The sequence below is a fragment of the Acinetobacter sp. NyZ410 genome (genome assembly GCF_022828975.1).
Classification (GTDB): domain Bacteria; phylum Pseudomonadota; class Gammaproteobacteria; order Pseudomonadales; family Moraxellaceae; genus Acinetobacter; species Acinetobacter guillouiae.
This window is the reverse complement of sequence record NZ_CP094620.1, coordinates 1,325,255-1,349,091: the sequence shown is the minus strand read 5'-3', so window position 1 is coordinate 1,349,091 and position 23,837 is coordinate 1,325,255. Positions and strand designations below refer to the sequence as shown.

20 protein-coding genes are annotated in these 23,837 nt (G+C 38.4%); 9 read left to right on the top strand and 11 right to left on the bottom strand.

Annotated features, from left to right (window positions below; translation table 11 throughout):
* Window positions 1-561: 561 nt before the first annotated feature.
* The 3 genes from MTO68_RS06300 to MTO68_RS06290 form a co-directional block, all read right to left on the bottom strand.
* Window positions 562-1,095: a hypothetical protein gene (locus tag MTO68_RS06300; protein WP_004722210.1), complete on the bottom strand. Its 534-nt coding sequence runs from the start codon at window positions 1,093-1,095 to the stop codon at window positions 562-564.
* A gap of 60 nt (window positions 1,096-1,155) precedes the next feature.
* The gene (locus MTO68_RS06295) at window positions 1,156-1,611 is read right to left on the bottom strand and encodes a hypothetical protein (protein ID WP_004722211.1); all 456 of its coding nucleotides are present in this window, start codon (window positions 1,609-1,611) and stop codon (window positions 1,156-1,158) included.
* A gap of 108 nt (window positions 1,612-1,719) precedes the next feature.
* On the bottom strand, window positions 1,720-2,316 hold the full coding sequence (locus MTO68_RS06290; protein ID WP_004819845.1) for a DUF4189 domain-containing protein: 597 nt from the start codon (window positions 2,314-2,316) through the stop codon (window positions 1,720-1,722).
* Window positions 2,317-2,781: 465 nt separating this feature from the next.
* Between MTO68_RS06290 and MTO68_RS06285 the strand changes: the two genes are divergently transcribed.
* The 8 genes from MTO68_RS06285 to MTO68_RS06250 all read left to right on the top strand — a co-directional run bounded on the left by MTO68_RS06285 (window position 2,782) and on the right by MTO68_RS06250 (window position 11,162).
* Window positions 2,782-3,243 (top strand): hypothetical protein, encoded by a 462-nt coding sequence (locus MTO68_RS06285; RefSeq protein ID WP_004819843.1) that lies wholly within the window; start codon window positions 2,782-2,784, stop codon window positions 3,241-3,243.
* A 559-nt stretch (window positions 3,244-3,802) separates the two neighbouring features.
* Complete coding sequence (gene fimA / locus MTO68_RS06280) at window positions 3,803-4,354, top strand: type 1 fimbrial major subunit FimA (protein ID WP_016539504.1); 552 nt, start codon at window positions 3,803-3,805, stop codon at window positions 4,352-4,354.
* Window positions 4,355-4,406: 52 nt separating this feature from the next.
* On the top strand, window positions 4,407-4,892 hold the full coding sequence (locus tag MTO68_RS06275; RefSeq protein ID WP_004819841.1) for a hypothetical protein: 486 nt from the start codon (window positions 4,407-4,409) through the stop codon (window positions 4,890-4,892).
* Window positions 4,893-4,911: 19 nt separating this feature from the next.
* Entirely contained in the window at window positions 4,912-5,613 is a 702-nt protein-coding gene (locus MTO68_RS06270) for a fimbria/pilus periplasmic chaperone (RefSeq protein WP_004722216.1), read from the top strand.
* A 5-nt stretch (window positions 5,614-5,618) separates the two neighbouring features.
* Window positions 5,619-8,237 carry an outer membrane usher protein FimD gene (gene fimD, locus MTO68_RS06265; protein ID WP_244015385.1) on the top strand — a complete coding sequence of 873 codons (2,619 nt, stop codon included), beginning with the start codon at window positions 5,619-5,621 and terminating at the stop codon, window positions 8,235-8,237.
* Window positions 8,238-8,248: 11 nt separating this feature from the next.
* Window positions 8,249-9,259, top strand: coding sequence for a fimbrial adhesin FimH (locus MTO68_RS06260; protein WP_004819837.1), 1,011 nt, complete (start codon window positions 8,249-8,251; stop codon window positions 9,257-9,259).
* 9 nt (window positions 9,260-9,268) lie between these two features.
* The gene (locus MTO68_RS06255; protein ID WP_239046181.1) at window positions 9,269-9,817 is read left to right on the top strand and encodes a fimbrial protein; all 549 of its coding nucleotides are present in this window, start codon (window positions 9,269-9,271) and stop codon (window positions 9,815-9,817) included.
* A 250-nt stretch (window positions 9,818-10,067) separates the two neighbouring features.
* On the top strand, window positions 10,068-11,162 hold the full coding sequence (locus tag MTO68_RS06250; RefSeq protein ID WP_244015384.1) for an AraC family transcriptional regulator: 1,095 nt from the start codon (window positions 10,068-10,070) through the stop codon (window positions 11,160-11,162).
* A 174-nt stretch (window positions 11,163-11,336) separates the two neighbouring features.
* Here MTO68_RS06250 and MTO68_RS06245 read toward each other — a convergent pair whose 3' ends face one another.
* From MTO68_RS06245 to MTO68_RS06235, 3 genes are all read right to left on the bottom strand, one after another.
* The gene (locus MTO68_RS06245) at window positions 11,337-12,728 is read right to left on the bottom strand and encodes an amino acid permease (RefSeq protein WP_244015383.1); all 1,392 of its coding nucleotides are present in this window, start codon (window positions 12,726-12,728) and stop codon (window positions 11,337-11,339) included.
* 99 nt (window positions 12,729-12,827) lie between these two features.
* Complete coding sequence (locus MTO68_RS06240; protein WP_244015382.1) at window positions 12,828-14,393, bottom strand: CoA-acylating methylmalonate-semialdehyde dehydrogenase; 1,566 nt, start codon at window positions 14,391-14,393, stop codon at window positions 12,828-12,830.
* A gap of 60 nt (window positions 14,394-14,453) precedes the next feature.
* Window positions 14,454-15,830, bottom strand: coding sequence for an aspartate aminotransferase family protein (locus MTO68_RS06235; RefSeq protein ID WP_034614010.1), 1,377 nt, complete (start codon window positions 15,828-15,830; stop codon window positions 14,454-14,456).
* Window positions 15,831-15,932: 102 nt separating this feature from the next.
* Between MTO68_RS06235 and MTO68_RS06230 the strand changes: the two genes are divergently transcribed.
* Complete coding sequence (locus MTO68_RS06230; protein ID WP_034614012.1) at window positions 15,933-16,853, top strand: LysR family transcriptional regulator; 921 nt, start codon at window positions 15,933-15,935, stop codon at window positions 16,851-16,853.
* A 145-nt stretch (window positions 16,854-16,998) separates the two neighbouring features.
* Here MTO68_RS06230 and MTO68_RS06225 read toward each other — a convergent pair whose 3' ends face one another.
* The 5 genes from MTO68_RS06225 to MTO68_RS06205 all read right to left on the bottom strand — a co-directional run bounded on the left by MTO68_RS06225 (window position 16,999) and on the right by MTO68_RS06205 (window position 22,480).
* Window positions 16,999-17,307 (bottom strand): hypothetical protein, encoded by a 309-nt coding sequence (locus MTO68_RS06225; protein WP_244015381.1) that lies wholly within the window; start codon window positions 17,305-17,307, stop codon window positions 16,999-17,001.
* 115 nt (window positions 17,308-17,422) lie between these two features.
* Window positions 17,423-18,433 (bottom strand): fimbrial protein, encoded by a 1,011-nt coding sequence (locus MTO68_RS06220; protein WP_035370891.1) that lies wholly within the window; start codon window positions 18,431-18,433, stop codon window positions 17,423-17,425.
* Window positions 18,430-21,003 (bottom strand): fimbria/pilus outer membrane usher protein, encoded by a 2,574-nt coding sequence (locus MTO68_RS06215; protein ID WP_034614016.1) that lies wholly within the window; start codon window positions 21,001-21,003, stop codon window positions 18,430-18,432. The genes MTO68_RS06220 and MTO68_RS06215 overlap by 4 nt, the downstream gene beginning before the upstream one ends.
* Before the next feature lie 135 nt (window positions 21,004-21,138).
* A complete protein-coding gene (locus tag MTO68_RS06210; RefSeq protein ID WP_004722241.1) occupies window positions 21,139-21,867 on the bottom strand; it encodes a fimbria/pilus periplasmic chaperone in 729 nt (242 codons plus the stop codon).
* A gap of 79 nt (window positions 21,868-21,946) precedes the next feature.
* Window positions 21,947-22,480 (bottom strand): fimbrial protein, encoded by a 534-nt coding sequence (locus MTO68_RS06205; protein ID WP_004819818.1) that lies wholly within the window; start codon window positions 22,478-22,480, stop codon window positions 21,947-21,949.
* Between the last annotated feature and the right edge of the window lie 1,357 nt (window positions 22,481-23,837).

Below are 23,837 nucleotides of genomic sequence, written 5' to 3'. Positions count from 1 at the left end.
AAAAGATCCTCTTGCAATACTATTTTTTATTGCAACAGTTTATTCAATCCCATTTCATCAAGTGGCGTATTATACTTATAAAACTTATTTTAAAAGCTTGTTTACTGTTAATTATCGCTAAGTAATGCTGTTTTTTTATATGACTGTGTTGATGACAGACTCAGGCTCTTATACAAAATGGTAACTCGAAATAACACAGTATTTTGAACAGTCGATTGCTCTCTAAACAACATATCTTTGCTACAACAAACCGAAGCTTTGAACACAGCTATTTATACAACTCCAGATTGTAATTTTCCTGTAATTGCTAATTTTAAATCACAATGGATATTTTAAGCTGAACATTAAAGATCTTTCATAAATCAAAAAAATGATCATGTGGAGTAAAGCATTTTGGTATTGAAAATTCCTTCTCCCTCGGGAGAAGGCTAGGATGAGGGGGATTTTATGTTGATCTATGGTTTTAAAAAGGACTCATGGAACAAATTTATTGTTGGCATCCCTTTGCCATGGCTGATTGATTGCTACACGTCATGATCAGCCAAACATACATCTAACAAATCAACCTGCTGCACTTTCCGCAACCCATTGTGAAAATTTACTTGGAACACCTTTGGTATTTTCATCAAAGCCAAAGAATTTAACACCATCTTCAGTATCTGAATAAGCCGCCATGACTTTTCCTGTTTTAGTATTGATCGCAATGACAGCCTTACTCGAACCCGCCCCACGTGGGTCATAACCACTGCCTACCAGCCAATCACCCTGACGCTGCATTGCACTGGATACCACTAAAGCTGAAGTGAGATTTGCATATGATTTGCCAACTAATTGCTGAAAACGAGCTTTCCAAGGTGCTGCCTGTATAACGTCATGTGGGTGTTTACCATCTGGTTTCGCCATACCTGTTGTTGGAACAGGACGTGTACCGCACTTGCTTTTGATTTCTGACTCATAGCCGATATTACCAACTTCTTGCACATCGATAGTACGCCCAACCTTATCGGCACAGTCAGCCCATTGTTGTGGTGTTTTTGCCTGTGCAACAATTGGCGTAATCAGCATGCCCGCCAGTAAAAAACTAACAATTTTCATGATTTATTTCCTTTAAACTTTAAATATGTATTTAATTTAACATCGCGATAACAATGCGCTTTAATAACCTGAGCTTTTAACCAGTTTAGGGGTATCGGCTTTTTGAACTGATACCAATTTTGCCAGATCAGTACCATCACTTTCGCCCTTATAAACCGCATATTCTCCAACCGTTACAGTTGCATGTCCCGTATAGCCAATATAGCCTTCCTTGGGTCTTTTATTGAGTTTTAATGCCTGAGCTGCCTGTTGAGTATCATTGAAACAAAACCAGCGTGAACGGCGATCATCCGGCTTACGCGGTATCAACTGATCTGAAGGCGCACTGGGATGAAAACAGATAACATCACCTGCCACTTCATCATCAAAATAATATGAATATTCTCCATTTACTGTAATTTGACCACGATATTGATCAAATTCCTGTGTGCTTTTTTGCAGTTTCAAGGCATCTGCATGTGCAAACAAGGGCAAAGCTAAAATACTGCCCAGTAAAAAATTAACCGCTTTCATCATTTTTATCCTTTAAAAAGATCCGATCTTTTATTTAAATATATTTTACTTCAAATACTTATCTCGGGTTTATCACAATAGGCGATGTGACTTAAAGCAGAACCCTATGTATTACCACCAATAAAATATACTGGCGCCCGGCTCGTAATAAGTACTACATGCTGAGTAAACCACTTTACACTCTTGCTTGTTTTTACTTTGACATTCATAAGCAGCTAATGCTTTGGCGCCTGCGGGCGTACGATCAATTCTAATCACAGACTCTTGACCACCTTGAGTCGGATCAGCCAAGGCAACACATTTATTGTTATAGGTAAAGATGACTTCACAATTTTTACCTCCCTTTTTTTGGCAATTTTCCAAGGCTACTTTTTTAGCCCCACGTTCGGTTCGTGTCGCTTGGGCATAACCTGTAGGTCGAGAAGGTGCTGCCTTATCTTCAGCAATCGCGCCCCAACGTTTTTCCCAAAGTGAGGGTTCCCATTTATATGTGCCACCACCGCCACCACCATTACTACCGCCACTTGGAATCGGTGCACACCCTTGCAGGCCTTGCCCACCAATTGGATAATAACCAGGAGGACAATTGCCCTCTGCGGCCACATGGCCTGACCACATCAAAACAACAAACGCCAACACAAGCGTGTTTGCAATCCCCATGAATTGTTTAAAATAGTGTTGCTCTGCGATCGTGAATGTTTTAAGCATAATAAAAGCCCTCATGGCCAATAACCACCAATAAATTGAATGATTTTTACTTAGAAAAACAAACAATATATGATCAATTTTATGATTGATGGAATGTTAATATTTTATCTAACGTTCAAACTTAGATTAAAACTTCTACAACTTTTTTCTGCAAGCCCTTTTTTATTCATTAAATTTTCTCTAAGCATTCTCATTAAGATTAAATGCAGAGCAGCTAAACACAAACAATTAAATCATGTGAAAAATCAATACAAAAACATGTTTTAAAACAGCAAAATACAGATAAACTTAACCACATCATCCTTAATTAAATCGCCAGTAAACATGCAACACGATATGATGACCAGTCGAAGTTGTGAAAACAATTCAACTGAAGCATTCCATGTATTGGCTAAAAGCAGACTGACCGATTTGAATAAAGCGATAAAACAAAAATCGTAATGTATTTACATAGCAAGGAATAAAATGAAACTGACAAGGATATACACTTTACTGATATTGCCCATCGTATTAACAGCATGCCAATCCAGCACGGTAAATAAGTTGATAAGAGATCTGCCCTCTCCTGATGGCCGTTTTCATGTGGAAGTTCTTCAGTGCCGAGCCAATGATGTAATGTTTGGTGGCGCAACCCAAGTTCAGATTTCAGTTCTGAAAAAAGGTGAAACTGAAAAATGTCGTTCATTTATTCATGCTTTGGCGCAATTTGATGTAAGAACCATCGACTTTGGCGCAAAGGATAATGCTTTACACATAGTGTGGCTGTCAGACACTGAACTTAGTGTGTGGCATCTTAGTTTTGCAACATCTCAAGGCAAGAATTATATAGGGCCTGATGTACAGCAAAGTCAGGCTAACTCTCCAATTAAAGTGATTTTCTCGCCTTTGGCTGCGCAAATTGGAATACCATCTCAGATTAAAAAATAAAGCGCTATACACAATCAACCGTTGTATAAATCGTCTAGTTTTGATTGCTGTTGTGATAGCGCAAGGTTTGGCATCCCCTATAAGAAAAGTGAGGCATTGCCTACGCAAAGGTATTTAAACTTTGAATGTAAGCTGTGGCATCGCAAGCTTTTTATAATCAAACAATTTATTTCCCCTTGTGATTGATATTAAATAAGAAAAATAATTCTAACTCAAAAGTGTATCTACAAATGCAATGAGCGTTTTTGATCAAAAAACCGTACCAACGTATATCAATAATAAGCAACAACACTGCACACAGCACAGCTAAAAACAAGCACCCAACTAATCACATTAATTCATATACTTTTCATAAAAAATGATAAGGGCGTCAAATACAAATTAATTATGCACAAAATACAAAGTTATCTATTGTGATGTAAGTCACTATAACCCTGCATTTATTTAAGTACATTACTATTTTATTAAACAGTGCGACTAAGTGTAATTTATTGAAATCATAAAAAATGATTTTAAATAAATATTAAAAATCAACCTTCTAAAATGAATGGGTTTTACTATGAAATTAGCTCTATTAAGTACTGCAACTTTATCTGCTTTAACACTTTCTGTTTCAGCTTTCGCTGCTGATCCTGTAACTGTTAACGGTGGAACAGTACATTTTACTGGTGAAATCGTAAATGCAGCATGTGCTGTAAGTACAGAATCTTCAAATCAAACTGTTGATTTAGGTCAATACCGTACTGCACGTTTAGCTGTTGCTGGCGATAAAACAACTCCAGTACCGTTCCAAATCAAACTTGTTGACTGTGATCCAACAGTTCAAGCAACTGCTGCTGTTGCATTTTATGGTCAGTCTGTAACGTCTAATGCAAACTTACTTTCAGTTGCTGCTGGTGGTACAAACTCTACTGCTGCAACAAATGTAGGGATTGAGATTGCTGATGACACTTCAAAAATCCTAGGTGTTACTGGTGCTAGTTTCTCTACACCTAAAACATTGATCACTGGTGATAACACACTTCAATTCAGCGCTCGTTATGTAGCGACTGGTGCATCTACACCTGGTCAAGCAAATGCTGATGCAACTTTTGTAGTGAAATATGAATAATTTATCTGCCTAAGATAATTATTAACTATTTGATTACATGAGCTTATTTACCATGAAAAAGTATATAACCCTGATTGCTGGAATATTAGTAAGTACTCATATTTACGCAGAGAGTTATGTATTTGGTGGAAGAGCTCATTTTCAGGGAGTTTTGATAAATCAAAGCTGCTCAATCTTGATTGAGAATAATGCTGCTGTATCTATTAAAACTCCCAATTCTCCAATTCAAATCAATTTTTCATTATGCCCTGTGAGCATTTACGACAATCTTGCCATTGGTCTATCTGAACAAAATAAGCCAACCCATGAGATGTTTTATACAGATCCAAAAGCAAGAAATGATTTTGATATTCATCAAGAATTAAACATTCAAGGTCTTGAACAGGCCCGTCTGAATCAGAAATTTATTCGACAAATTGATCGACCTGAACGTTATGACAGTTTCGCTAAAAATAGGATTGGTATTCTCCTCAACCAAACTTCAGAACAGTCATCCGCTCAAGCATCGAATATTTTAATTTCTGTTTTTTATCCATAAATGAATTCTAAGGACTTATATGAAACTGAACTTATTTAAAAATGGTGTTCTTAGTATAACCTTAGCCTGCTTAGCATCTACCAGCTTGGCCAATAACAATATAATTGGCGGTATATCACTTGGGGCAACTCGTGTTATTTACCCAACCGATGCCAAGCAAGTTTCATTAGCTATTGTCAACAGCAACAATAAAGAACGCTTTTTAATTAACTCATGGATTGAAAATAATTTAGATGAAAAATCAAAAGATTTTCTGATTACTCCGCCCTTATTTGTCGCAGAAGCAAATAGCGAAAATACTTTAAGAATTGTCAATGTTGCCACCAACTTACCCCAAGATAGAGAGTCGGTATTTTGGGTCAATGTCAAGGCAATTCCTTCGATTGATAAATCGACTTTGATTGACAAAAATATTTTGCAACTTGCTGTTTTATCTCGAATCAAACTGTTTGTTCGTCCAATAAATCTAAAAACCAAACCTGAAGCCGCATTAGAAACACTTAAGTTTTCAAAATCAGCAGAAGGAATCATGGTGAATAATCCATCTCCTTATCACGTTTCTTTTGTGAACGTTTTTGTTGATAACCAAAAAGTGCCAAATGTGATGGCGAGTCCTTTTGCCCAAACAAAAATTTCAGCGACTTCAGGCAATAAGCTGAGTTATCAAACGGTCAATGATTACGGTGGTTTAACGGCTAAAGTTGATTTAGAACTGAAGTAATAATTATGAATAGTCTATTTTCAATGCCATACAGTGTTGTATGCGTAAGGAGAAATATCAAGCGATATCCAGTGGGTATCGCAGTGACTATGCTGATTTCAATCGTAGTCCCAAGAACCAGTCATGCAGAACAGGTATTTAACCCTGCATTTTTAACAGATAACTTATCCAATTCACAAATTTCTGACTTGAGCAGATTTGAGAAATCGACCCATCAATTACCGGGCGTGTACCGGGTTGATGTGTATGTCAACGATCAATATGCATTTACCCGCGACATCAATTTTATTGAAAAATCAGGCATTCAAGATACAACGGGGTTATTTCCGTGTTTAGACAGCAAAACATTGCAGGGATTTGGGGTCAATATTGCCCAATACGAGCAATTGTCTAGCTCAAACCCACAATGTGTAGATTTTATTTCAATCATTGATGGTGCAAACAGCCATTTTCAATTTGATAAACAAAAATTATTGATCAGCTTGCCGCAAGCGTCTTTACGCAACCAAATTCGCGGCTATATTCCACCCGATCAATGGGATGAAGGGATCAACGGCTTTTATACCAACTATAATATTTCGGGTTATGACAACTCTAAAACAGATACCAACAGTTTATTTTTACGTCTGGATAATGGACTCAATATTGGCTCATGGCAGTTCCGACATTCAGGCAGTTTTAACGCCAATTCACACAACGGTAAAACCACAAATCAATGGAATAATTTAAATACCTATGTACAAAAAACCATTATTCCTTTAAAAAGCCAGCTGGTAATTGGTGACGGTTCAACAAGTAGCGAAATTTTTGACAGCTTTGGTTTCCGTGGCGCACATTTGTCGACTTCTGAGGCAATGTATCCTGACAGTCAGCAAGGCTATGCACCTACTGTTCGTGGGGTTGCAAAAACCAATGCAAAAGTGGTGATCAAACAAAATGGTTTTGTGATTCATCAGGTAAATGTCGCACCCGGACCATTCCTTATCCAAGATTTAAATCCAACCTCAATCAGTGGTGACCTTTTGGTTACGATTGAAGAAAATGACGGTTCGATTCAAAGCTTTCAAGTGCCCTATTCAAGCCTTCCGGTGCTACAACGTGAAGGGCGTACAAAATATAGTGTAGTGGTGGGTGAGTACCGTAGCGGATTGGATTCTCAAGATAATCCTTCATTGCTACAGGCAACAGCAATTCACGGTTTAAAAAATGGTATATCCGTTTATGCGGGGACACAATTATCAGAAAAATATAAGAGTGCATTGGTGGGTCTAGGTGCCAACCTCGGCGATTATGGTGCTCTGTCTTTTGACCTTACTCATGCGGACAGCGAGTTGGCGGATCGATCCACGAGCAGTGGGCAGTCTCTGCGCTTTTTATATTCAAAATCATTATTAAGCTCTGGAACCACCTTCCAGTTATTGGGCTATCGTTATTCCACCAAAGGTTTCTATACCTTAAATGATGTTGCTTATAATCGTATGAGTGGCTATCACGTTTCCGAAACTCAAGACGGAAATCAAGCCAATACCCCGATCATTACGGATTACTACAATTTATATAATTCTAAAAAAGGTCGCTTTGAAGTCAATATCTCGCATTCACTTGGCAACTATGGTTCTTTATTTGTCTCCGGAAATCAGCAAACCTATTGGGACACCAACAAAAAAAATGAATGGGTTCAAGCGGGTTATGCAAACTCATGGAAAGCACTGAATTATTCATTCTCAGTCAGCCGTAACAAATATTCTGAGATTAATCAAAGTGACACCATGTATGCCATGAATATCTCCTTCCCATTGGACAAGCTATGGCCGAAAGCGAATTTCCGTAATCATCCAATCCAAAATGCATATAGCACTTTTTCGACCACACAAAATTCAAATGGTAATGAGTCCTATATGGCAGGTTTAAGTGGCACTTTACTGAAAGATCGTAATTTAAGTTATAGCATCAATCAGGGACAAGTCAGTAAGCAAGGCGATATAGGTTCAGTCAGCCTGAATTACAATGGTAGTTACGGTACGGTAGGTGCAGGTTATAGCTACGAAAAGAACTCAAATCAGTTTACCTATAACGCATCTGGCGGTATTTTAGCGCACCGTGATGGGATTACCTTTGGTCAGCCTTTAGGCAGCACCTCAATTTTGGTCAAAGCACCCGGTGCCAAAGGTGTAAATATCGAAAATTATACCGGCGTTAAAACTGATTGGCGTGGATATGCCATCGTACCTTATGCCACTGAATATCGTGCCAATCGTGTTGCACTCAATTCAAATACTTTCAGTAATAATCTCGAGATCAGCAATAACGTTGAAAATGTCGTCCCAATCAAAGGGGCAATTGCCAGAGCGACGTTTAATACCAGTCTAGGTGTAAGAGCACTTATCACTTTATCCCATAACGGCAAGTTTATACCGTATGCAAGTAGTGTGATCGAAAAAGAAAGTTCAGCCACCAGTATCGTTGCAGATGATGGTCGAGTTTATTTAACTGGACTTCCGCTCAAAGGCACACTGGAAGTCAATTGGGGCGAATCTGCTGAAGGAAAATGTTTGGCAAACTACGATATTTCAGACATGGACCTCAGCAAACCCGTTATTCAATTTGATCTTGAATGTCAATAAGGAGAGATCATATGAAATTTAAACTTTTAATTTCCAGTATGTTGTTGCTTGCGTCTGCCCCATCTTTTGCAGTTGTCTGTTGGAACAGCAAAGGGAACGGTGTGGTGGATGAAGTTTTTTATGATCTGTCCAATAGTTTTAGCAGCTCGAATAACGCTGTAGGTAAAATTGTAGAGCTTAAAAAGAATTTTTCCTCGCAAGTTTATGGAACCTGCCCTGTTCATAATTCCAATATTAGTCGAAATAGAACTATGCGTAGTTATGTTTCCGACCTCTCTGTGGTAGAAACCATCGATCGCTATAAATACTTACCAATCAACGATTATTTGGTCGGTGCCATGAAAATTACCGATAGCTTTGCGGGAGATTTTTATCCTCCTGCAAATTATGTACAGATGGGTACAGATCCCAATGTAAGTAGAGGGCAACCCTTTGGTATTTGGGATTCAAACTTTACCTTCCGCCTCAAAGTGATTAAACCCTTTATTGATTTTGTGCCTATCCCGAAAAAAACCATGTTTACCGTATATGTCACAACGGGCTCAGCAGATCCTTTAAGTATCCCTGTTTATAAGATCAGTTACAGCGGTTCTATTACGGTTCCACAAAGTTGCAAAATTGGCACAGGTGACTTTTTAGAAATTAAGTTTGGGGAAATTCCAGCCTATGCCTTTAGTCAGGCGGGTCCTGGCAATAAACCCAACAATGTCAATAAACAGAGTCATACCTTAGCGATTCAATGTACCAATATTGATGCCCAAGCAATGCTGACACTTCGGCTTGAGGCTGAAAAAGCCACTGGAGATATGATGATCTCAGATAATCCAGATATTGGCTTTAAGATGTCAGATCAAAATGACAATGTGTTATTGCCCAATAATATCAATAGCGTGATTCCGTTTAATCTCAATCAACAACCAGCAAATGTGACCATCAAAGCTTGGCCCGTCAGTATCACTGGGAATAAACCAGTCATTGGTCCGTTTAAATCTAGAGGATATCTCAGAGTGGATTTTGATTAGGAGACGATAATGCAAAATAGAGCAAGATATATGGCTGCTGCCACACTGCTATGTTGTTTAAATATTCATCAGATCACTCATGCTCAAAATAGTAATGTAGAGCTGGGTCGAGTGAATATTGAACTTTCAGGGATTGTGACGACAGCAACCTGTGGCGTGTTAAGTTCTGAACAAGATAAATATATTCAGCTTGGCAGCGTTGCAAGCAAAGACTTACCAAATGTAGGTAGTCAATCAAAACCAACCCCGATTCATTTTGAGATGAGTAACTGTCCGCCGAATGGATCTGTGACCATCACTTTTGAGGGGCCTCGAAATACTGAAAATGCTGAACTTTTAGCACTCGATGCCTTAGCCAATAAGGCTGAAAATATTGCCATAGAAATCCGAGATCAAGATAAAAAAAGATTGCCTTTAGGCAAGAAAAGCGAAGCCTTTAGCACAGACATCAATGGCAATGTTTCGGCACTCTTTTATGCAAATTATATCGTGACCAAAGCACAAGCCCTCGCAGGGATTGCAAATGCAAATGCTCAGTTTTCTATTCAATATGATTGAGCACATAACGCGATTTATTATTGACGGTTAATACGATTGAGTATTCAAACTTTTTAAAGCACAGGGTTAGGAACTCATCCTTCTCATTTGAATGGCATAAAAAATAGCGGAGAACTTTATCTATTTTCATCATTCAAATCCCAGCCTCGCTTTAAAGAAAAATGAAGACCTCACACATAACGACAAATCTTTGATTACTTTAAATAAAAAATAAATACACAGAAACATCGAATGAATATTGGGAGAATTCATGAAAACTTTTTTTAAAATAAAAAGTGTGAATAAAGGAATGGCACTTTTATTAGACGATTTCTGTAAAAAAAAAGGCTTAGATGTTTCAAGCGATGCTGAATATCCACTCAATGATCACCTACCGTTTGGCGAATGGCTCAAGAGAATAAAACAAATCAATAAACAATATCCCCAAGTGGGTATTGGATTAGATATCGGTGCTTTGGTTCAGCCCAAACATATCGGCATTGTGGCTTATATGGCTCAGTCGAGTGATACATTATTTGACTATATCGAAATATTGGCTCAATACGAAAAGCTTTGGTTTAATTATATTCCCAAAAAAGTGCTTATTGAGGAAAACCACTTTTCAATCTCATGGGATAAACCTGCATATTTACAAGTAGGTTTATATCTAGAAGAAACCACCATCGTTGAAGAAATACAAGTGTCTAGCCTGTTTCACCACTTACAACAACTGACCGATTCAGATGCAAGTATTTTTCATTGTCTAGAACTTGCCATTCCCAAACCCATTGACACAAAAAAATACCAACAATTGTTTAATTGCCCGATTAAATTTAATACAAAGCAAACTCGTATCGTCATACCGAATTCTTTATTGCAAACCAAATTAAAATATTATGACCCTATTCTTTTAGAAATATTATTGAATCATGCCAACATATTACTCAGTAAAATGCCTCAGGAGGATTCTTTCTTGGAATTGGTTAATCTGAGTATGCTACAAGCACTTGAAAATAATAATGTCCAGATTCACTCTATTGCAAAATCATTAAATATCTCTGCGAGAGCACTGCAAAAATATTTAAAAAATAGAGACCTTTCCTTTAAAGAAATTCTCAGTAATATTCGTCAAAATTTAGCCAAGAAATATCTGCAAAATCAAAACCTATCCATCACAAAAGTTGCCTTCTTACTTGCCTATAAAGATCAAACCTCATTTAATCGTGCGTTTAAAGCATGGAACGGTGTTTCTCCTTCTATGTGGAGAAAGCAAAATATCAATAAAACATTAGATGTAAATGAAAAGCATCATTTAAATGAAAGCTTTGAAACAGAGCTCAATAGACATGATGTTCACCTCAGCTAAAATAAGCTAAATCTCGCTAAAATGACCTAGAACATCCAACCTAAGTGATTGATTTCTTTTTATAGACTGGCGTGATAAAAGCAAAAGCCTAAACATAAAAAACAAACTTTGTCGTGCTGGCTTTACCCTTAACCGACAAAGTTTGCTGGTTGTTATGCGCTGTTTAATGCTGATTTAATCCAAATGAACGGCCATACGCTTCGCGGTTTTATTCTTACGTGTCACCATCAGACCACAAATCACCACAATGGAGGTTACTCCTAAGGACAAAGTCGTTTCATAACTATATTGAGGCGATAAAAACATATAGCCCAATACACTCATAATCACCACAATGACAAACCATGTCAGCCAAGGAAATAACCACATTTTAAAGGTCACTTGAGCGCCTATTTTTTCCAGTTTAGCTCTTGAGCGTAGTTGTGACACAGCAATGACTAAATAAACCACTAAGGCAATTGAACCCGTTGTTGAAAGTAAAAATCCAAAAACTTGCCCAGGAAACATATAATTCACGGCGCAACAAACCAGTCCAACCAAGGTTGAAGCAAACACTGCGATTGTTGGTACACCTGCATCATTAATTTTAGTCACAACTTTCGGGGCTTCTTGACGTGCACCCAATGCAAACAGCATCCGTGAAGAAGTATATACAGCCGCATTCATACAACTTGCCACCGCAATAAACACCACCATGTCCATAATCAATTTGGTTTGCGGCACATTGAGGCTGACCAAGACATACTGAAAGGTCCCCAATTTTTGTAAATCAGGCGAACGCCAATCGACTAAAGCCACTGCTAGAAAAATCGAAACGACAAAGAATAAAATGATGCGATACAGCACTAGATTGGTGGCACGTTTAATTTTCTCTTGTGGATTTTTAGACTCTGCCGCAGCAATCGACAGAATTTCAACACCAAAAAATGAAAATGCTGAAATTAAAATCGCCGAGAGAACACCACCCATGCCATGCGGCATAAAACCACCATTTGAAAATAAATGGCCCACACCACTGACATCACGAGCCAAAGGCCAAAGACCGAATACAGCCGATGCACCAATCACAATAAACAGCAGTATCGCAACCACTTTAATTAAAGCAAACCAAAACTCAAACTCACCAAAACTTTTGGTACTAAAGAAATTGGCTAAACTGAGTAAAATAATAAAAGCAAAGGCATAAATAGCACTGGAAACTTGAGGAAACCATGCATGTAAAATTTCCGCACCAGCAATTGCTTCGATGGGAATCACTAAAACCCAAAACCACCAATATAACCAACCCACGGTAAAGCCAGCCCAAGGGCCAATTGCTTTACGTGCATAAGTAGAAAATGAACCTGTATCTGGTTGAGCAACGGCCATCTCACCGAGCATACGCATCACCAAAAAAACAATAATACTGGTAATAATATAAGCCAGTACAGCAGCAGGCCCTGCTTTGGCAATTGCAGCTGAAGAGCCGACAAATAAACCTGCACCAATAACGCCACCGATACTAATCATCGTGATATGTCGGTTGGAAAGTCCTTCACCTAATTTTGTTGTTTTAACACCATTCATATTTTATTCCTTAAAAATACTTTTAAAATCGTGATTTACATTATTAAATCCTTATTCAAAAGAGAGAAAATCGATGATCTTCCCTCTATACACAAAAAATTAATTTAAAGTCGGCATTGAAAACTGCTTGGCTTCACGAACGTGTGTAGCTGGCCAACGTTGGGTAATGGTTTTACGGCGCGTATAAAAACGTACTCCATCTGGCCCATAAGCATACAAGTCACCAAATAACGAACGCTTCCAGCCACCAAAACTATGATATGCAACAGGTACGGGCAATGGCACATTTACCCCGACCATTCCCACTTGGATATGATGGGTAAAATAGCGCGCAGCTTCCCCATCACGGGTATAAATACAGGTACCATTTCCATACTCATGATCATTAATTAACTGCATCGCCTGTTGCATGGTTTCTACGCGAATCACCTGTAAAACAGGGCCAAAAATTTCTTGCTGATAACTGGTCATGTCTGATGAAACTTGATCAATCAGCGTCGGGCCAACAAAAAATCCAGTTTCATAACCAACAGGTTTGGCATCACGACCATCGACAACGATTTTAGCACCTTGCTGTTCAGCACTTCGGATAAAAGCTTGAACTTTATCTTTATGTGCTTGCGAAATGAGCGGTCCAAAGTCATTTTGTTGATCTGCATAATGACCAAACTTGAGTTGTTGCATTTCTTGAGTAAGTTTTTCAATCACCAGATCAGCAATTTCATCGCCAATTGCCACTGCTACAGACAATGCCATACAGCGTTCACCAGATGAACCAAAAGCTGCACCTAATAATGAGTTCACCACATTATCGATATCTGCATCAGGCATGATAATGGCATGATTTTTTGCACCACCTAAGGCCTGACAGCGTTTGCCTGCCGAGGTTGCTGTACGATAAATATATTCAGCAATCGGGGTTGAACCAACAAAGCTGATCGCTTGAATATTTGGATGATCTAATAAAGCATCCACTGCTTGTTTATCACCATTGATGACGTTAAACACACCATCGGGTAAACCTGCCTGTTTAAGTAATTCCGCCAAATATAATGCTGCGGATGGGGTTTTTTCAGAAGGTTTTAAAATAAAGCAGTTTCCACAAACAATCGCCATCGGGAACATCCACAATGGAACCATCGCTGGAAAATTAAATGGTGTAATCCCAGCAACCACACCTAAAGGTTGAAATTCACTCCATGAGTCAATATCTGGGCCAACATTTTTTGAGTATTCACCTTTTAAAAACTCAGGTGCACCACATGCATATTCAACATTTTCAATTCCGCGTTGTAACTCACCTTGCGCATCATGGCAAATTTTTCCATGTTCTTGCCCAATCAACTCACAGAGTTTTTCAGCATTGTCTTCTAGCAGTTGTTTAAACTTAAACATCACTCGTGCACGTTTAATCACTGGGGTATCACGCCATGCTGGAAAAGCCTGTTGTGCAATCTGAACCACCTGATTGACTAAGTCGCTATCTGCAAGCGCAACTTCTTTGCTGATCTTGCCTGTGGCTGGATGATATACAGCTTGTGTTCTTGAGGTCTTGCTTACCAGTCCCCCTTGAATAAAATGCCCAACCAGCGTGATCGGTTGTACTGCTTCAACTGTTTCGGTATTAGACAGCTCGCCACCACTAAAATTTTCTAAATTGTTCATTACTTTTCCTTGTCTATTGTCTAGCTGTTCCGTATTGATTTGCTTAGAGGCACACCCTATTTATTTCACCTGATAAAGTGCCTCACCTACTGCATTCATCAAGCTGCTTAATTGCGCTTCTGTGCTGTTAAACATTGGGCCAAACTGAAGGGTATCCCCACCAAAACGCACATAGAAACCTGCTTTCCACAGTTTCATTCCAATTTCAAAACCACGAATCGTGGCATCACCATCACGTGGAGCCAATTGCAAGGCACCAATCAATCCACAGTTACGGATGTCGACAATATGGGGGGAACCTTTTAATTCATGGACAAGCTTTTCAAAGCTTGGTGCCAAGCCAGCAGATTGGGAAATTAAATTTTCATTTTCGAGTACATTTAAGGTGGCGAGAGCAGCGGCACAGGCAACAGGATGGGCCGAATAGGTATAGCCATGGGTAAATTCAATGGCATGTTCAGGCAAGTCTTGCTGCATAAATGCATTGTAAATTTCATGGCTTGCCACCACCCCACCTAATGGAATTGCGCCATTGGTAATCTGTTTAGCAAAGGTCAAAAGGTCTGGTGTAACTCCAAAATGTTCAGCCGCAGTCCATTTGCCGATACGCCCAAAGCCAGTGATCACCTCATCGAAAATCAGTAAAATATCGTGTTGGTCACAAATTTCTCGTAGGCGTTGTAAATAACCAACTGGTGGCACGATACAGCCTGCTGAACCAGAAACAGGTTCTATTATTACTGCTGCAATATTAGAAGCATCATGTAATTCAATCAGTTTGAGCATTTCATCTGCCAGCTCAACTCCACCTGTCTCAGCACAGCCTTTGCTAAAACTTAAATGCGCTTGCAAGGTATGAGGCAAATGATCCACATCCATCAATTGACCAAACATTTTACGATTTCCACCAATGCCGCCGAGACTGGTCCCTGCCACGTTTACACCGTGATAGCCACGCGCTCGTCCAATCAATTTGGTTTTGCTTGGTTTGCCTTGAATGCGCCAATAGGCACGTGCCATCTTGATCGCAGTATCCGCAGACTCTGAACCAGAGTCGGTAAAAAAGACATGTTGCAGTTTTTCCGGCATCAGCTGAACAATTTTTTCAGCCAATTGAAAAGATAAAGGATGTCCAAATTGGAATGCAGGTGAATAATCCAATTTTGCCAATTGCTTACTTACAGCCTGTTGGATTTCAGGCCGTGTATGCCCTGCACCACACGTCCATAGCCCTGACAATGAGTCATAAATCTCACGTCCAGTACTGTCAATTAAATACGATCCTTTTGCACCCACGATCATGCGCGGATCTTTATGGAAATTACGATTTGCAGAAAATGGCATCCAATGGGCTTGATAATTTAAATTCATCTGCTCATTTGACTGACTGGCTTCCAATGCGTCATCGCGGTCATTTGATGTATCGATATCAAACATAAGTAGTCTTCTTGTTTTGTGGTTATCTCTTGAGTGTACAAAGCGAGATAGTTTTGATAAATTCAAAATATCTTGAGTTTAGATATAAAAAAGCAAAACTAAATGAAACCTAAAAAATTAAATCAAGTCACTGATTTTGATATAAAATTACTAAAAATATTTAAAACAGTCTGTGACTGTCATAGCTTCACTGCTGCTGAAAGTATCCTAGGGATTAGCCGTTCTGCGATTAGTTTGCATATGAGTGATCTGGAAAATCGCTTAGGGATTCGCCTCTGTCAACGTGGTCGAGCAGGCTTTTCCATCACCGATGAAGGTCGGGAAGTTTTAGAATATATTGAGGTACTGACCGCTTCGATTGAGGACTTTCGTGCCAAAATCAATCAAATGCATAATCAGCTCAAAGGTGAATTTAATATTGGAATTATTAATAACTTAGTCACGATGCCCAGTGCTTATATCACCAATACATTGGCACAGCTTGCGGAAGAAAATACTGAGGTGGTTATTAATATTAGTATGAGCACACTGTCAGATATTGAGTGTCGTGTTTTGGACAATCGCTTACACGCTGGTGCGATTCCTTTGGTGAGCCCATTGTCAGGCCTCGATTATTTTCATTTATATAACGAAGAGTCTTCACTCTATTGTGGACAAAATCACCCGCTTTTTCAGCATTTAGGAGAAATAAGTTTAGATGACTTAAAACGATGCAATACGGTTCTTCCAAATTACGCCATTACCCCCGATGCAATGAAGTTGCATCAACGATTGAACTGTTCCGCCACAGCCAGTGACCGAGAAGGTATCGCCTTTCTGATTCTTTCAGGAAAATTTATGGGGTTTTTACCCGATCATTATGCGAAAAAATGGGTTCAAGATGGTTTGATGCAACCGATTTTACAAGAGAGAATGCATTACAGTACGCCGATCTGCCTAATTACCCACAAAGGAAAAAATTACAATATTATCTTAAAAACCTTTATGGATATATTAAATAAAACCATTCAACCGATAAAATAAGATACAAAGATTTAAAACAGTTTAAAAATTCGATTATTTTTAATACAAATTAAAATATAATCCAACTAAAATAATCAGATTATATTTTAACTTATCACACAGCATAATTTTTAATTTATGTTATTTATATCACAAATTAATAGGCTTAATAATAATCTACCACCAGTATTTTATGCTGCTCACTTTCTAAATCTTGAATTTTTAAATGCGCCACACCATTGGCCTTCTTATCAACTAAGTTATTGAAATTAAAGCTATCTATTGTGGTGGTTTTTCTCAGCACATCAATCGTATTATCAATCGCTTTGCAATTAGAATTATTAGAATCCTTTTCACATGTAAATTCTACAATCTGCCCTTGAAAATGAATCTCCTCTGCATAAGTAGCTAAACTTAAACTCGATATCGTTGTAAATGTTATTAATAAAAAGGATAGTTTTTTATTTAACTCCATCTCATTCCCCTCTAAAGAAATGGTGTAGTTAATTAATTACATAACCTTATTATTAATACAAGATTTTCCAATCAATAAATAAAAAAATAATTTTAAAAAATATGATTCACGTCAATTAATCATATTCAATTGTGACGGTTGCCATAGCTCGGACTTTTCCGGGCATCACTTTGGTTGCAGTCTGATAGTAACGCGCAGTCATTGGCACATTGTATTGAATATTATCATTTGACTTTAACGTGCCTAATTCTAGCTTGTCATTTTTAGCAATCACTTTATTCGAATTTTTATATTGTGAAAGCAATTGTACGCCAACACCTGATGCACTGCTTCCTGCGGTATTTGTATTCGCAAGTACATTTTGAGTGCTACTACTCACCGCATCATAATCAAAGCTTAGGCTGATTTTATTGCTTTCTTCATAACCACTCGGGTTTTTACCACCATTACACAAAATGTTGAGATCAAAGGCTTGCTCACCTTGCGTTGAACCGACACCTTTAAAATCAACCTTGTTTACCGTTGGCAGTGTCACAGTTTTATTAATATTTCCCAATATTTCACATGAAGAAGACGCAATAGTAATCGCATTCCCATATACCGTACTGGTTAACCAAGGTGGGCTTTGGCGTTCACCAGAACGATAACTACTATATGTGCCTGGAACCAGTGCGCCAGATCCTGTTGATGTCGCCGTTTTAACAATTTCAACAATAAAAAACCCTTCTGCCAAAACACGTCTGCCACTCGCACTTCGTGTATAAGGATAATAATCGGCAAAACCAGGAGCTGTTGGCGCTTCACGGTATAAGCGAATACCAATTCCATCAATATTGGTGTTATAAACCGAATTACCGATAGGGCTAAGTGAATAGTTTTGAGTTAAAACAGCACCAAGTGTGCCATAACTACCACAACTATACGTCGAACCATTGGGTCTAATTGGAAAAGAGGCTTTGCGTAAAACCTTTCCGACAGGGTCACTTGGTCTCACCACAACACGTCCTACTGCCATGCTCACATCAACAGTAGAGAAACCACGATCTGGTATACATGCAGCATATGTCCCTGAACTCACAGTCCCAGCAATGAGCAAGAGAATACGATTTAAAACTTTACCGTTCATTGACATACACCTTCCGCCATAATCATATTTTGCTTTTTGTCTGCTGCTTGCGCAGAAACATCATATTGGATGTGGCATTGCTCGTTGGCATTTTCGCCCCATTTCACTGTAACCGAGTCTGCAGTAGTATTGGTTCTTAAGTAAACCATACTTCCTTGCGCAACCATTCCAATATTTTCACCTTTTGTATCAAATACTTCTGCTGCAAAAGGTAAAGTTTCACCATTTTGTTTTTTGCTGCGAATATAAATTGCTTTACCAGTTTTCGTCGCAAAACTCACTTGTGAAATTGAACCTGCATAAGGTGCGATACGCTGACTTGTACCATCTAACTCTACATCTGTCGACATTCCTTGAGGATCAAGGCTAATGTCATTTAAACGATATGGAGTTACATATGGAATCACCGCATAACCAGATTTATTGATACTTAAACCTGTCGCATTATTCACTTTTGCACCAGCAGCTTCAGGTGCATATACCAACACCATGGTTTGCCCCTGATCTGGTCCAAACAAGACACCTTCAGGATGAGCAACAATATTACCACGTGCAGTCAACATGGCTTGTTGATAACCGTCAGCAGCACTGAATGAACCACCAACAGTCGCGTAGTTAGTACGATACTGAGCATTTAAATTGGCACTCGGATTATCACCATAGCGCGTCGATACAGATGTACCATAGTTAAAACGATCGCCAACCACACCACTCACACCGACAGTCGCATTATCTTGCGTCATAATCGAGTTAAGGTTCGCTGAGCTTTTCTTAAATGAAAGTGGTAAGGACATGGTCAACATATACTCAGTATCACTATTGCTGATACTTGTAGCATTGTTTTCAACAATACGTTTAATTGCTGACAACCCATAAGTCAAACCACGGTAGTTGTTGCTATAACCGACTTGATACTGACGGGTTGTTTCCTGACGATTCCAGTAATCTACCCACGAACCTGTTGCATAAATATTGCCAAAATCACGTGGTAAACCCTGATTCAGGGTGATCTGAAATTCACTGCGCTGCTTACCTACATGAGCTGAACTAATGCCTTTATTATCAAGGTCTTGTACCAATATTGCATCACGTAACTTATAAAAGTTTTCTGTAGAATAACGATATGCAGCCAAGGTCAAATTGGTATCTGTTGGGGTAATTAATTTACTATAACTGATACGGAAACTTTGCCCACTTTCACTTTTGCGACGTTCAAAATCTGCTTGTGAATGCGTTACATCAAGTGCAATTGCGCCAATAGGTGTTGCAAAAGCACTGCCCAATGTCACTGCTGAATAGTCTTCTGAGAACTGTACACCACCATAAGCCGTGATCGAGTTATTGATACCGCGTTGATATTTCCCTTGTACAATAAAAGGATCTAGATCGATATCTTTATCACGGAATTGACCCATTGACACAGAATAACGGCTCATTCCTGGACGGAGCATTTGTACAACAGATGCATAAGGAATTGAATAGCGTTGAATCTCACCATTGGCTTCTAAAATAGAAACTTCGAGTTCACCACCAAATCCTGTCGGATAGAGGTCATTGATTTCAAAACTACCCGGCGCAACCGTTGTTTGATAAATTAACTGACCTTGCTGACGTACTTCAACCTTGGCATTGGTTTTTGCATTACCGCGAATACGTGGTGCATAACCAATCATACTATTGGGTAACATACGGTCATCACTGGAAAAATCGAAACCACGATAACCAAATGAATCAAAGATTTCACCGTCGGTAAAGCTTTCACCTAAAGTCAATACGCCACGGTATTGCGGGAATGCGCGTTGCACATAGGTGTTAATCGCGTCATAGCTTGATTTAGATTGATTATCTGTGGTGGTGCGGTCTTGCCATTGCCATTGACCATTATGGCGCAATTGCCAACCAGCTAAATTTGCACCTGCAGTTATCGAAGTAAATGCGTTGGTGGTTTCTTGGCCACCTTGGGTTTTATTAAATGTTTTATATGCACTGGCATTATAAGAAAGAAATGCAGCATTGATCCCGCGATCCCAAACACTAGGGTCGACATAGCCTTGCGCATTTTTTTGCATCGCAACTTGTGGAATCGAAATATCGACACGTAAACGTGAAGTATCAAATTCATAAAACGAATCTTCAACCCACTGTTCGATTTTCTGACAACCTGTCAAAGCAAAGCTTTCGCCTTTTTTTAACACGTCTGCTTTAACGCCGTATTCTAATAATTGGTTTGAGCTAAAGCAGGTAAACGCATTTTGATTATTTTCAGTCGCTTTAAACACCATACGATGTTTACCAAACCAGTTACCATTGACATAAATATCCACATTATAGTCACCTGGTAACACAGGATTGCCATATTTAAAGCGATTTACATCTATCTTTTTGGCATCGCCAATTAAAAAAGCCGAATCAAATTCTGCTTCTGCAGCAGTCGGAGACTTTTCAGCCTCTTTTAAGTCAGTTTCAGATGCATTAACTAAAGCAGGAATGCTGAGCGTAATAACCCCACAAGCCACATAGTAACTGATATGTCGCTTGATCCACTTGTAGCTTTGTTCATTTTTTTGCATAAAGAAGTCTGCCTATCAACAAATGAATAGGTTTTTTTACTCGCTTACTCTCAGATAAATGAAATGATTAAATCATCATTGCGAAGGTGCTTTAAATTTCTTGCATTGAAGAAATTTAAAGGCTTGTTCAATCTATTAAAATTTAATATTTCGCTCTACACGACCACCATAATCATTGATTGTGGTAAAGGTCATCTTAGCGACATTGGAATTTTTTAAACTCACCGTTCCATCAGAAAATGGTTTCAACATTAAACCTTGTGAAATCAAATCAACGCGTTTGCCTGATTGATCTTGCATAATAGAAGTCAAGGTAATATGAAATGGTGTTGGGTTTTTTACGGTTAACTGAGTACCGTTATTGCTCCACTGTAATTTTTCAGGTGCCAAAGCGACATCTTCTTTAAGTCCAGCTGGGCGATAAAAAAACTTAATACGCGATCGAATCGCAAGTTGTAAAAAGTTATCTGGTACAACATTCTGATCTTTCGCAGAAGGTTTTGGTGGGATATCAAGAATATTTAACCAAAAGAGCGTTTCTTGAGTTTTACTTAACTCATTTGCATTTGGCAAACTGGTAATACGTAAAGACTGCCCTTTTTTTGCTTCCACACGCGATATAGGCGGTGTAATCATAAAAGGCGCTTTCGATTGATCTGGCGTAGATTTCGCATCTCCCTCATCAATCCATGCTTGAACCAATGCAGGATTATTTCCGTTATTACTTACCTGTAAAGTAATTTCACGTGCATCAGATGGATAGATAACACGAGTACCATGAATGATGATTTCAGCATTCGCTGCACCAAACGGAATTAAAAATGCGAGTAAACCTTTTTTAAGAAAGGAATGATTCAAGAACATAACGATTATCTCTATATCTAAAATAAAGTAAAAGAGCTAGGTTGCTAGACAACCTAGCTCCGTACCATTCAATAAAAAATTATTGATAGATAATAGTATATTGAACAGACGTTGTTACTTTACCAGCAGCAGATGCATCAGTTGCATAATATTCAGCATAGTAATTAAGATCAGCTGCACCTTTGTCCGCAACATCTACCCATTGAGAGTTAGTTTGCGCGCCAGAAGCACCCGCAGCAAGTACAGGAATGAATTGGTTATTTGAACCTAACAATTGAACTTGAACGTTTTTCGCGCCAGTTGCATCTGTGTTATTTAAACGACCAGTACCAAAATCAACTGTTGAACCTGGTTCAAAATAAGTTGCAACTTTGCCTTCAGAGCAGTTAGCCAAGTTGATTGTGAATGGCGTACGGCCCGCGATATCACCAGTTTTAGCAAGAGTTTGCTTAGATACTGTAGGAAGCGTTACTGTGAAATCTTTACCTTGTGGAGTTACGATATCACAAGTTTTGTCAGTTACTAGACCATTGATTGTGATTGTGCCGTCTGCTGCAAAAGCACTAGACATTGCTAAAATTGAAACTGATGCTGCTAAAAAAGTATTTTTCATACCAAGTATCCTATACAGACAAAAAAATGATTCGTTTAGATCGATGGGTATTATGCACACTGAGATAAAAATGTAAACAAAGTCACACTTTGTGTATGAAATAGATACAAGTGTATATAAATTTGTATTTTTTGAGAAAAATATTTTTATTATAAATTTCAATATATTAAATATTTATTACATTCATATTTCAGTTTTATTTAAAGTATTTTTTTTTGTAAATTTTTTACATAAAAACAAAATTCACGTTATTTCAGCGTAAATTTTAAATTAGTCACATGAGTATAAATCATCGTTTTATGTCATTTGATTAAGAAAATTTGCTTTGAAATTCGCTGTGTGTGCTTCGAAATTCAGGCAAAAAACAACGATATCACAACTCACCCTCGCCCCCTTACAACGTCCAAAGACCAAGTAGCAGCAATGCTTTAACGACTATGTTACTGATTGATATTTCGCTTAAATTTAGAATTCCCACTGACCAATGTTTGACAAATCGCCCAGTTAAGATGCCCAATGATGATGTTTATATATGAGTTTAAGGAATGAATATTTTTATTTTTATATACAATATTCAACTTTTTTAATGTTAAAAATCATATAAATATTTTTTCCAATTAAAATGTGAAATAGTTAACATATTAATATGTGTTGTGTTGGCTTCTTTTAAGCTGCCTATATGGCAGTGGACTAGCACGACTGTGGTGGTAGAAACCGTCTACATTTCTAAGCTGCCTACTCGGCAGTGAACACTATTGCGAATGTTGGAAGTAATTTTATTGTTTTCTAAGCTGCCTATGTAGCAGTGAACTGGATCGTCGAGAAGATGGCACACTGATTAAATTTCTAAGCTGCCTACTCGACAGTGAATCCAGTAGAAAACAATATTGTAGGTCTTGACTGTTTCTAAGCTGCCTATGTGGCAGTGAACAGTGAGCTCATGGCGAACCATTCTAAGTCAAATTTCTAAGCTGCCTATGTGGCAGTGAACTTCTTGGCGTTCCATTAGTGCAATTTTTGCATTTTCTAAGCTACCTATGCGGCAGTGAACAAAAAAACATCAATTTCGGATCAGAAAAAAGATTTCTAAGCTGCCTATGTGGCAGTGAACCCATGTCTTGCAAAATGACATAACCACCATTATTTCTAAGCTGCCTATGTGGCAGTGAACTAAGGTTGTGACTTTGCCAAAAACACGGGCTTTTTCTAAGCTGCCTATATGGCAGTGAACTTAAACTCTTAAAAAAGTGAATGAATGCCAAATTTCTAAGCTGCCTATATGGCAGTGAACGATAGCCAATTACTCATTATTTGGTTCTCCCTTTTCTAAGCTGCCTATGTGGCAGTGAACAGTTTG

Bases quoted from the DNA above. Each gene is read 5' to 3' on its own strand.
- MTO68_RS06235 (WP_034614010.1), bottom strand. From the start codon at position 15,830: ATGTTTGATATCGATACATCAAATGACCGCGATGACGCATTGGAAGCC.
- MTO68_RS06270 (WP_004722216.1), top strand. From the start codon at position 4,912: ATGAAACTGAACTTATTTAAAAATGGTGTTCTTAGTATAACCTTAGCC.
- MTO68_RS06250 (WP_244015384.1), top strand. From the start codon at position 10,068: ATGAAAACTTTTTTTAAAATAAAAAGTGTGAATAAAGGAATGGCACTT.
- MTO68_RS06290 (WP_004819845.1), bottom strand. From the start codon at position 2,316: ATGCTTAAAACATTCACGATCGCAGAGCAACACTATTTTAAACAATTC.
- MTO68_RS06260 (WP_004819837.1), top strand. From the start codon at position 8,249: ATGAAATTTAAACTTTTAATTTCCAGTATGTTGTTGCTTGCGTCTGCC.
- MTO68_RS06225 (WP_244015381.1), bottom strand. From the start codon at position 17,307: ATGGAGTTAAATAAAAAACTATCCTTTTTATTAATAACATTTACAACG.
- MTO68_RS06300 (WP_004722210.1), bottom strand. From the start codon at position 1,095: ATGAAAATTGTTAGTTTTTTACTGGCGGGCATGCTGATTACGCCAATT.
- MTO68_RS06230 (WP_034614012.1), top strand. From the start codon at position 15,933: ATGAAACCTAAAAAATTAAATCAAGTCACTGATTTTGATATAAAATTA.
- MTO68_RS06295 (WP_004722211.1), bottom strand. From the start codon at position 1,611: ATGATGAAAGCGGTTAATTTTTTACTGGGCAGTATTTTAGCTTTGCCC.
- MTO68_RS06275 (WP_004819841.1), top strand. From the start codon at position 4,407: ATGAAAAAGTATATAACCCTGATTGCTGGAATATTAGTAAGTACTCAT.
- MTO68_RS06285 (WP_004819843.1), top strand. From the start codon at position 2,782: ATGAAACTGACAAGGATATACACTTTACTGATATTGCCCATCGTATTA.
- fimA (WP_016539504.1), top strand. From the start codon at position 3,803: ATGAAATTAGCTCTATTAAGTACTGCAACTTTATCTGCTTTAACACTT.
- MTO68_RS06240 (WP_244015382.1), bottom strand. From the start codon at position 14,393: ATGAACAATTTAGAAAATTTTAGTGGTGGCGAGCTGTCTAATACCGAA.
- MTO68_RS06220 (WP_035370891.1), bottom strand. From the start codon at position 18,433: ATGAACGGTAAAGTTTTAAATCGTATTCTCTTGCTCATTGCTGGGACT.
- MTO68_RS06255 (WP_239046181.1), top strand. From the start codon at position 9,269: ATGCAAAATAGAGCAAGATATATGGCTGCTGCCACACTGCTATGTTGT.
- fimD (WP_244015385.1), top strand. From the start codon at position 5,619: ATGAATAGTCTATTTTCAATGCCATACAGTGTTGTATGCGTAAGGAGA.
- MTO68_RS06205 (WP_004819818.1), bottom strand. From the start codon at position 22,480: ATGAAAAATACTTTTTTAGCAGCATCAGTTTCAATTTTAGCAATGTCT.
- MTO68_RS06245 (WP_244015383.1), bottom strand. From the start codon at position 12,728: ATGAATGGTGTTAAAACAACAAAATTAGGTGAAGGACTTTCCAACCGA.
- MTO68_RS06210 (WP_004722241.1), bottom strand. From the start codon at position 21,867: ATGTTCTTGAATCATTCCTTTCTTAAAAAAGGTTTACTCGCATTTTTA.
- MTO68_RS06215 (WP_034614016.1), bottom strand. From the start codon at position 21,003: ATGCAAAAAAATGAACAAAGCTACAAGTGGATCAAGCGACATATCAGT.